The following is a 340-nucleotide window of genomic DNA, read 5'->3' as shown; positions in this document are numbered from 1 at the left end:
AAGGTTGCCAACTCACCAGAAAGCAAATAGCCATTAGAACCAGTAATGTAAATATCAGCATCCATATCAATTCGGAAACTATTGATTGCTTTTTCCCAATCTTTTACGTGCTGTATTTCATCAAAGAATAAGTAATTACGCTTATGATTGTTCTGATGCTTATGAACATAATCATATAATTCTTTAGCAGTTGTGATATTTGAAAATGCAAAATCTTCAAAGTTGATCTTTAAAATCTGGTCATTAGTTACTCCCTCGTCTTTTAAGTAATTAATAAACATATTCATTAAATAAGTTTTCCCGGAACGCCGAATTCCTGTCAGAACTTTAACGGTGTCTG

The 340-nt window shown here is 32.4% G+C and carries 1 protein-coding gene; it reads right to left on the bottom strand.

Features of this window, described 5'->3' with window-relative positions; translation table 11 throughout:
* The coding region (locus ACFIK0_RS09350) for an AAA family ATPase (RefSeq protein ID WP_375663902.1) at window positions 1-287 on the bottom strand (287 nt) is incomplete at its 3' end.
* Window positions 288-340: the final 53 nt, after the last annotated feature.

It is taken from the genome of Bartonella sp. CL63NXGY (assembly GCF_042194905.1).
Taxonomy (GTDB): Bacteria; Pseudomonadota; Alphaproteobacteria; order Rhizobiales; family Rhizobiaceae; genus Bartonella.
Note: the sequence above shows the minus strand (reverse complement) of the source record. Positions and strands in the feature narration are given on the sequence as shown.